General features: G+C 63.5%; 1 protein-coding gene. It reads right to left on the bottom strand.

Features of this window, described 5'->3' with window-relative positions:
• Window positions 1–285: MobA/MobL family protein (locus tag AUL33_RS21935; RefSeq protein ID WP_192843259.1), on the bottom strand; the 285-nt coding region annotated here is incomplete at both ends.

Below are 285 nucleotides of genomic sequence, written 5' to 3'. Positions count from 1 at the left end.
ATGTGCGCATGATGGTTGCGGATGTCGGTCTCGCCCGATGGAGAATGCAGCGCGAAGTCCACAGCCGCGCCGTAGCGGCTCGCTAAGTCTTGCGCGAACGCGCGCGTCAGTTCGATCCGCTGTTCCGGCGTCAGCTCATGCGGAAGCGCAACCTCGAATTCGCGGGCGACACGGGCGTCTTTCCGCTTTTCGGCCTGATCAGCTGCATTCCACAAAGCCGAACGATCCAGTGCCCACGCCGCATCCACACCCGCTGGCAGGACGATCTCGGCATGCTCGATGCCG

It is taken from the genome of Aureimonas sp. AU12 (genome assembly GCF_001463705.1).
Classification (GTDB): domain Bacteria; phylum Pseudomonadota; class Alphaproteobacteria; order Rhizobiales; family Rhizobiaceae; genus Aureimonas.
This window is presented reverse-complemented; position numbering and strand designations above follow the sequence as displayed.